At 64.5% G+C, this 7,835-nt stretch carries 8 protein-coding genes; 1 reads left to right on the top strand and 7 read right to left on the bottom strand.

All coding sequences use genetic code 11. The features are described 5' to 3' along the window. Positions 1-258: alcohol dehydrogenase catalytic domain-containing protein (locus EN749_RS25215; protein ID WP_148674721.1), on the bottom strand; the 258-nt coding region annotated here is incomplete at its 3' end. A 102-nt stretch (positions 259-360) separates the two neighbouring features. Between EN749_RS25215 and EN749_RS25210 the strand changes: the two genes are divergently transcribed. Further along, positions 361-1,263 carry a LysR family transcriptional regulator gene (locus EN749_RS25210; protein ID WP_127270117.1) on the top strand — a complete coding sequence of 301 codons (903 nt, stop codon included), beginning with the start codon at positions 361-363 and terminating at the stop codon, positions 1,261-1,263. 20 nt (positions 1,264-1,283) lie between these two features. On the opposite strand, the gene EN749_RS25205 is transcribed toward EN749_RS25210, so the two are convergent. From EN749_RS25205 to EN749_RS25180, 6 genes are all read right to left on the bottom strand, one after another. Then, positions 1,284-3,311 carry a CocE/NonD family hydrolase gene (locus tag EN749_RS25205; RefSeq protein WP_128364193.1) on the bottom strand — a complete coding sequence of 676 codons (2,028 nt, stop codon included), beginning with the start codon at positions 3,309-3,311 and terminating at the stop codon, positions 1,284-1,286. A 48-nt stretch (positions 3,312-3,359) separates the two neighbouring features. After that, entirely contained in the window at positions 3,360-4,337 is a 978-nt protein-coding gene (locus EN749_RS25200) for an ABC transporter ATP-binding protein (RefSeq protein ID WP_128364192.1), read from the bottom strand. After that, a complete protein-coding gene (locus EN749_RS25195; RefSeq protein WP_127381978.1) occupies positions 4,334-5,317 on the bottom strand; it encodes an ABC transporter ATP-binding protein in 984 nt (327 codons plus the stop codon). Before EN749_RS25195 ends, EN749_RS25200 begins: the two co-directional genes overlap by 4 nt. Then, entirely contained in the window at positions 5,314-6,153 is an 840-nt protein-coding gene (locus tag EN749_RS25190) for an ABC transporter permease (protein WP_128364191.1), read from the bottom strand. The genes EN749_RS25195 and EN749_RS25190 overlap by 4 nt, the downstream gene beginning before the upstream one ends. A gap of 28 nt (positions 6,154-6,181) precedes the next feature. Continuing rightward, positions 6,182-7,129 (bottom strand): ABC transporter permease, encoded by a 948-nt coding sequence (locus tag EN749_RS25185; protein ID WP_127268564.1) that lies wholly within the window; start codon positions 7,127-7,129, stop codon positions 6,182-6,184. Positions 7,130-7,181: 52 nt separating this feature from the next. After that, a partial coding sequence (locus EN749_RS25180; RefSeq protein ID WP_245491498.1) for an ABC transporter substrate-binding protein occupies positions 7,182-7,835 on the bottom strand: 654 nt, incomplete at its 5' end.

Below are 7,835 nucleotides of genomic sequence, written 5' to 3'. Positions count from 1 at the left end.
GGCTATAGGCGACGGCGCGAATTCCTTCACGCCGTCGCCTATAGCCTCGATGACACCCGCCGCTTCGAGACCAAGCCCCGAGGGCAGCTTCGGCGTCTCGATATAGGAACCCGCGCGCAGCAGCGCGTCGGCGCGGTTGAGGCCGAGCGCCTTGACGCGGATTTGAGCTTCGCCCGGGCCCGGTGGGGGAAGCTCGGCATCCTCGATGCGCAGAACCTCAGGGCCGCCATGCTGGTGAAAGCGAACCACACGTGTCATTCGGGATACTCCAAATCAACTGGACCGAATGAGCTATGCAGCTAGGCTGCCCGGGGATAAATGGCTGCACGAGAAGAACAGTAGAAACCAGGAGTTCCGAATATGGATCGGCTCGAAAGCATGGCTGTGTTCGTCAAGGCCGTCGATCTCGGCTCGTTCGCGGCAGCAGCGGTCGCCCTGGACGTCTCGGGACCGATGGTTGGCAAGCATGTCCGGTCTCTCGAAGAACGGCTTGGCGTTCGCCTGCTCAACCGGACCACACGCCGGCAGAACCTGACCGATTTCGGCCGCGCTTACTATGAACGCTGTCGGGTGGTGCTGGCCGAGGCCGACGCCGCAGATGCGCTCGCCGCCGACCAGTTTTCGGAGCCACGCGGAAAACTGCGCGTCACCATGCCGGCGCATTTCGGTCGCCACTGCGTGACGCCCGTGCTGCTGAAACTCGCCCGGCAATATCCGATGCTGGAACTCGATCTATCTCTCAGCGATCGCTTCGCCGATCTTGCCGAGGATGGCTACGATCTCGCCATTCGGACCGGTGCTCTGGGCGACAAGGCGGGGGTGATCGCACGCCGCGTCGCGCGCCAGGACATGGTCGTCTGCGCCGCGCCCTCCTATCTCAGAAATCATGGCGAACCGCGACAGATCGAGGATCTCGCCGACCATCAGGCAATTGTCTACCGCCGGCTCGGCCAGATCATTCAGCCCTGGCTATTTGCGCGAGAGGGGCAACCGGTGCAGGAGATCATACCGACCGGCCGTCTGCGGCTCGACGATCTCGATGCCATCGCTGACGCGGCTGCCGACGGCATGGGCCTTGCCTGGTTGCCCTGGTGGCTGGTGCGCGAGCGCATTGAAGCCGGCGTTCTGCTGGCGCTGTTGCCGGACCAGCCGCGATATCTCTACGACTGCCATGCGCTTTGGCTGCAGACGCCGCATCTGCCGCTGAAGGTGCGGTTGGCCGTCGATGCGCTGGCCGCCGCCTTGCCGAAGTCGATGGCCTAACCGCAGCGTCGCAGTCGCTCTCAGTTGAGATCGCGCGGATACTCCTTGACCTCGCTGCGGTCGACGATCAGCTCATCGCCATCATGGGCGGTGATGTGGGTCTCGATCCGCCAGACCTTTCGCAGCGCCCTTACCGTCGCCTTCACTGAAAGCCGCACCTGCCAGTCGCCGCGGCCATAGGACTTGTCCCATGTGCAGGTGCCGACCGCCGAGTTCGGATCGTCGGGGTGGATGGTGAACCGGTCGACATGCCTCGCCGCAACGGTCATCTGCGTATGTGGATGCCGCACCGTGCCGCCATCATTGACGACCTGATAGACGGTCTCGCCGGTGACCTGGTCCGTCGACACCGAGCGCTGGAAGCCGTCGCCCTTGGCCAGCACCTCCTGCTCCATCGGCGCGGCGCTTTCCGGAGACAGGAAAATCCCCAGTGTGTCGTCCAGCTTCTGCGGCGCGCGCACCGGCAGGATCAGCCGGCTGTCGCCGCAATGGATCGACAACGTCGCCTGCTCGGCCGTCGGGAAGACGATCGGCCAATGCGATGTCGCCAGCGCCAGCCGGATTCGCTCGCCGACCTCGAAACGCTGCCCGCAGCAGCGCAGCTTGATGCGCACCGTTTCCGCCTGGCCAGGCACCATCGGCTCGATGTCCAGATCATCGTTGCGATGGCTCAGATTGAGAATACCGTAGCTGATACGCGAGGCGGCACCTTCAGGGAATACCTGCGACAGCGTGGCGGACAGAAGGGCGACGGGCTTGTCAGAAGAGAGTTTAACTTCGAATTCGGGGAAGCCAAGGATCTCGATCGCCTCGGTCAACGGCGCCGTCTCGAAGATCAGGGCGTTGCCTTCTTCCGTCCGCTGGTCGACCGGCAAGGTCGGCATCACGCCATAACCGCACCAGGCGCCGGACGACAGACCGGCCGTCTGCGGCGATGAAATCTCCAGAACCGCGTTTTCGCCCTTGGCTTCGCTCAGCACATGCGGCGCAAGGTGCAGCACCTTTTCGCCGACGCCGGGTCCCGGCCACGCCGGTTCCGCCACCCAGCGGCCGGGCCGCTCGTCATAGATCGCCGCCGGCCGTGCGGGATCCTGGATCCAGGCGCGCAGCATCGGCTCGTCGGCAATGCCGGTGTCGATGCCCTTGAGATATTGATCCCACCAGCGCAGGCACTCCTGCAGGAAGCCGATACGCGGGCCGGGCATGGCGAAGTGCGGATATTTGTGGCCCCAGGGTCCGATCAGGCCCTTGCGAGGACCGCTCAGTTTTTCCAGCATCCGGAAGATCGGATTGGGATAGCCGTCGGCCCAGCCGCCCACGGCATAGACCGGGATCTCGACATCGGCATAATCCTCGCAGATTGAACCGTGCTTGTAGAAATCGTCGCGGCGCTGGTGTTCGAACCAGTCCTGCATCCAGATGCCGTTGCCGTTCAGCCGTTGCTCCCAAAGATCGCGCCAGCGGTCGCCGACGATGAGCGGATCCGGTGGCGTCATGGCGATGGCCCAGGCGGTGGTTCCCCACATCAGATTGTCGCACATCATGGCGCCGCCGAGATAATGCACGTCGTCATTATAGCGGTCGTCGGTCGAGCACAGCGAGACGACGGCTTTCAGCGCCGCCGGCCGGCGGGCGGCGACCTGAAGCCCGTTGAAGCCGCCCCAGCTAATGCCAATCATGCCGACGCTACCCGAGCACCAGGATTGCCGGGCCAGCCATTCGATGACCGCCAGACAGTCATCCTGCTCCTGCTTCAGATACTCACCCTTGCACAATCCCTCGCTGTCGCCCGAGCCGCGCATGTCGACCCGCACGCCGGCATAGCCGTGACCGGCGAAATAGGGATGCGTCAGCGCATCGCGCTCCACCGTTCCGTCGCGCTTGCGGTAGGGCAAATATTCGAGGATCGCCGGCACCGGATCGGCTTCTGCATCTTCCGGCAGCCAGACACGCGCCGCCAGCTTGATGCCATCCGGCATCGGAATCCACAAATTCTCGATCTCGCGGACTTTGCGCGGGAAATCGGTGACGACGCGGATATCTTGCATGGCGGCTCCTCTCAACGCCCCGGCCGACACTTGCGCCGGTGGCGATCCTTATGTGTTCAGCGGGAAATGGCAGGTCAGACGGCTGTCGCCAACTGCGACCGGGACGGGGACATCCACCGCGCAGCGGCCCTGGGCCTGCGGACAGCGTGTGTGGAATTCGCAGCCTGAGGGGCGCGCCAGCAGGGAGGGAACGTCGGCCGGCAGCGTGATGCGCCGGTGCACCCGATCTGGGTCCGGGTCGGGATTGGCGGACAGAAGTGCCGCCGTATAGGGATGATGCGGCGCGCGGAAGATCGCTTCGGTTTCGCCCTGCTCGACGAAGCGTCCGAGATACATCACCGCCATGCGGTCGGCGATCTGGCGCACGACATGCAGATTGTGGGTGATGATCAGCATCGACAGGCCCATGCGGTCGCGCAGATCGTTGAGCAGGTTCAGCACCTCTCCCTGCACGGAGACGTCGAGGCCGGCGGTCGGTTCGTCGGCGACGACCAGCACCGGGTCCAGCGCGATCGCCCGCGCCACACCGACGCGGCGCGCCTGGCCGCCGGAAAGCTGGTGCGGGTAGCGGTCGGCGAAATCGCGCGGCAGTCCGACCAGCGCAAGAAGCCGTGTGACTTCGGCGTTGAGATCGCGATCCGACAGTCCGTGAATGACGAAAGGCTCCGAGAGCAGCGACCGCACGCTGAGCCGCGGCGACAACGATCCGACCGGATCCTGGAACATCATCGGCATGCGCCGCCGCACCGGTTTCATGGCGGTGTTGGACAGGCCTTGCAGTTCCTGTCCTTCAAACAGGATCGTGCCCGCTTTCACCGGCTGAAGACCGTTGAGCGTGCGCGCCAGCGTCGTCTTGCCCGAGCCGGATTCGCCGACCAGCGCGAAGGTGCTGCCTCGTTGAAGCGTGAAGCTGACACCGGACACCGCTTCGATCTCGGTGGCCCGCCCCGCGAGCCTGGCGGACAGGCCGCCAACCCGGAACGAGACTCGCAAATCGCTGACGCGGAGCAGGTCGTCGGAGCTCATGCGTTCATCGCTCCCAAGGGAATGTCCGCATGCCAGCAGTGGGCGATGTGAGACCCACCGAGGATTGCGCTGGGAGGCGTCGTCAGGCATTGGGCGTCGGCGCGATCGCAGCGCGGCTGGAAGACGCAGCCGCTTGGTCGGCGGCGCAGATCCGGCAAGGTCCCGGCGATGGTCGGCAGGCGGGCAACCCGCTGCGACAGCCGCGCGGGATCACAGGCCAAAAGCTTCTGCGTGTAGGGATGGCGCGCATCGTGGAAGATCTCGCGAGTCGTGCCGCTCTCCACCACCTCACCGGCATACATCACGATCATCTCGTCGCAGAGTTCGGCAATCACGCCCAGATGATGCGAGATGAACAGCACCGAGCAGCCGATGTCGCGCTGCAGATCCTTGAGCAGTTCGATAGTGGCCACCTCCAGCGTCGCATCGAGCGCAGTCGTCGGCTCGTCGGCGATCAGCAGCGCCGGTTCCATCATCAGCGCCATGGCGATGGCGATGCGCTGCTTCATGCCGCCGGAGAACTCGTGCGGAAACTGCGTCAGCCGGCTTTCCGGATCGGGAATGCGAACCTTGCGCAGCATTGCGACCGAGCGCGCATCCTTGTCCCGCTTCGACAGGTTCGAGCGATACTGGATGTCGCGCATCTGGCGCCCCACCGAAAGCACCGGGTTGAGCGCACCCATCGGGTCCTGGAACACGGTGGCGATCCTGAGGCCGCGCAAGCCGCGCATCGCGGTGGGGTCGAGCCGGGCAAGGTCCTTGTCGCCCTCGAAGATGATCTCGCCCGATGTGATTTCACCATTGTCGGCGAGCAGGCCGAGAATGGCGTTGATGAGCGTCGATTTCCCGCAGCCGGATTCGCCGACCACGCCGACGCTGCGGTTGGCCGGCACGGAAAAGCTCACCTGCTTCAGCGCCTCCAGTGGCCCACTCTCGGTGTGGAAGGCGACGCTCAGATTCTTGACCTCGAGAACCGTCATGAGCGCCCCTTCAGCCGGGGATCGAAGAGGTCGCGCAGCGTCTCGCCGAAGAAGGTGAAACCGAGTGTCGTCAGCACGATCGGCAGGCCGCCGGCAATCACGATCCAGTAGGAATCGCGAATGTTGGCGAAGCCGTCATTGAGGATCGCGCCCCAGCTCGGCGTCGGCGGCCGCACGCCGAGCCCGAGGAAGCTCATGCCGGCCTCGATCGCCACCACCACGGGAATGTCCATCGATATCAAGATCAGGATCGGGCCGATGATGTTGGGCAAGATATGGACGCGCAGGATGCGGCCCGCACTGGCGCCCATCGAGCGCGCCGCCATGACATGTTCGGCTGATTTGAGCACCAGCGTCTGGGTTCTGATGATGCGGGCATAGCCCGGCACATTGACCAGCATCACCACCAGCACCACCGCGTAGAGCGAGGGGCCGAACAGGGTGACCAGCGTCAGCGCCAGCATAACGGTGGGAAAGCTCTTCACCGCGTCGAAGATCAGCAGCAGCACATTGTCGAGCCAGCGCGGCCCATAGCCTGCGATCAGCCCCAGCACGACGCCGACAACCAGCGACACCGCTGTCGCGCCCAGCGCGATCAAAAGCGCGACGCGCCCGCCATAGAGCACCCGGGTGAGAAGATCGCGGCCGAGATGGTCGGTGCCGAGCAGATGCAGCAGGCTCGGCGAAGCGAAGCGTTCGGCCGGCGATATCTTGCTCGGCGCATAGCTGGTCAGGAGGCTGGCGAAGACCGCTGACAGCATCACGACCGTCACCAGCGTCAGGCCGATGGCGCCCAGCGGCTCGCGCATGATGCGGCGCACGGTGCGCCATATCATGCCGAGACGGAAGCTGCGGGATGGCAGCTCAGTTGAAACTTGATCTGACACGGGGATCCAATAGGCCGACCAGAATGTCGGCCGCTACGTTGACGAGGACGAAGAAGACCGTGGTGACCAGCACGGCTCCGGAGACGATGGGGTAGTTGCGCACCGAGATCGCCTCATAGACCAGCTTGCCGATGCCGGGGCGGGCGAAGACGATTTCGGCGAAAACGGAAGACGACAGCATGTGGCCGATGCCGACGCCGAGCAAGGTGATCGTCGGCAGCACGGCGATACGCAGCGCGTAGGTGTAGACGATCCGGTGCTCGGTCAGGCCGAAGGCGCGCGCCGTGCGGATATGGCTGGCTTCCAGTGTCTCCAGCATCGAGGCGCGCACCATGCGCGAGATGTAGCCGATCCAGCCAAGGCCGACCGCCAGAGACGGCAGGATGAGGTGCTGGAGCCGGCTGGCGAGGTCGCCCGGTTCGCCGGCGCCGATCGCCGGAAGCCATTGCAGGGCGACCGCAAACACCAGCAGCGAATAGATGGCGACGACGAAGGATGGCACGGCGATCATCGCCACCGACAGCACCCCGATCACCTGATCGACAAAGCCGCCGCGCCGCACCGCCGCGATGCAGCCAAGCGGGATGCCCAGCGCCACCGACCACGTGATGCCGCCGACCACCAGCGCCAGTGTGAACGGAAGCTGCTCCATCACCACGTCCAGGACCGGCCGGTTCGACAGAACCTCGGTGCCGAGATCGCCATGCAAGGCAGAGCCGTAGAAGTTCACGAATTGCCGCCAGACAGGTTGATCCAAGCCCATACGCTCGCGCAGCGCCTCCTTCATCTCCGGCGTCGCGCGTGGCCCCAGCGCGACGGAGGCCGGGTCTCCGGGAATGAGGTAGACCATGGCGAACATCATCATCATGGCGACGCTGATGATGATGGCGCCAAGCCACAGACGCTTGAGGGCGTAGCGGATCATTTTCGGTACCTGCCGGATGGTCTTTGGCCGGGGCGAGCCCCGCCCGCCGATATCATGCCGGTTTGAAGTCGGTGAACACGGGTTCGCCGTTCGGCTTCAGGCCGGCCACAAGCGTGTCTCGATTCATGATGCCGGTGACCTCATGCGTCAGGAAAACGTAATTGCCGTTCTCCTCCATCAGGTCCTGCAGCTTCTTGTAGATGACATCGCGTTTTGCAGGATCGAGTTCGACCATGCCTTCAGCGTTGAGCTTGTCGAATTCCTCGCTGGAAAAACGCTCCCAGTTCCAGACGCCGATCTGGTCGCGCGTGAACCAGGCGGTCGCCCAGCTCGGGTCCGGCTGCATGGAGAAGCGGCTGATGATCATCTGCAGCTTCTTGTAGTAGTCGCCTTCCTTGGCGCCAAGCGTCCAGAAGGTGCCGCTGTCGTTCTGCTTGATCTCCACAGTGAGACCGACATCCTGCAGGTTCGACTGCACGACCTGCGCCGCGGTCAGCCGCTCGGTCTTGTTGAGGATGTCGAGCGTGATCGTGGTGCCGGCCAGCCCCTCCTTGGCGATCATGTCGCGGGCGCGGTCCGGATCGAAATCGAACAGGTTCTTCTCGCGGTGCCCAGGCAGGCCGGGCGCGATGATGCCGGTGGCCGTGGCGGCGGCGCCGAAATAGGCAGCGTCGACCACCGCCTTGCGATCCACCGCGTACTGAAC

The sequence above is a fragment of the Mesorhizobium sp. M7A.F.Ca.ET.027.02.1.1 genome (genome assembly GCF_004022985.1).
In the GTDB taxonomy this organism is placed as follows: Bacteria; Pseudomonadota; Alphaproteobacteria; order Rhizobiales; family Rhizobiaceae; genus Mesorhizobium.
The sequence above is the reverse complement of the archived record's forward strand: the minus strand, read 5'-3'. Positions and strand labels throughout refer to the sequence as shown.

Excerpts from the sequence above, each read along its gene's own strand:
- EN749_RS25210 (WP_127270117.1), top strand. The coding sequence starts at position 361 with ATGGATCGGCTCGAAAGCATGGCTGTGTTCGTCAAGGCCGTCGATCTC.
- EN749_RS25200 (WP_128364192.1), bottom strand. The coding sequence starts at position 4,337 with ATGAGCTCCGACGACCTGCTCCGCGTCAGCGATTTGCGAGTCTCGTTC.
- EN749_RS25185 (WP_127268564.1), bottom strand. The coding sequence starts at position 7,129 with ATGATCCGCTACGCCCTCAAGCGTCTGTGGCTTGGCGCCATCATCATC.
- EN749_RS25205 (WP_128364193.1), bottom strand. The coding sequence starts at position 3,311 with ATGCAAGATATCCGCGTCGTCACCGATTTCCCGCGCAAAGTCCGCGAG.
- EN749_RS25190 (WP_128364191.1), bottom strand. The coding sequence starts at position 6,153 with ATGATATGGCGCACCGTGCGCCGCATCATGCGCGAGCCGCTGGGCGCC.
- EN749_RS25195 (WP_127381978.1), bottom strand. The coding sequence starts at position 5,317 with ATGACGGTTCTCGAGGTCAAGAATCTGAGCGTCGCCTTCCACACCGAG.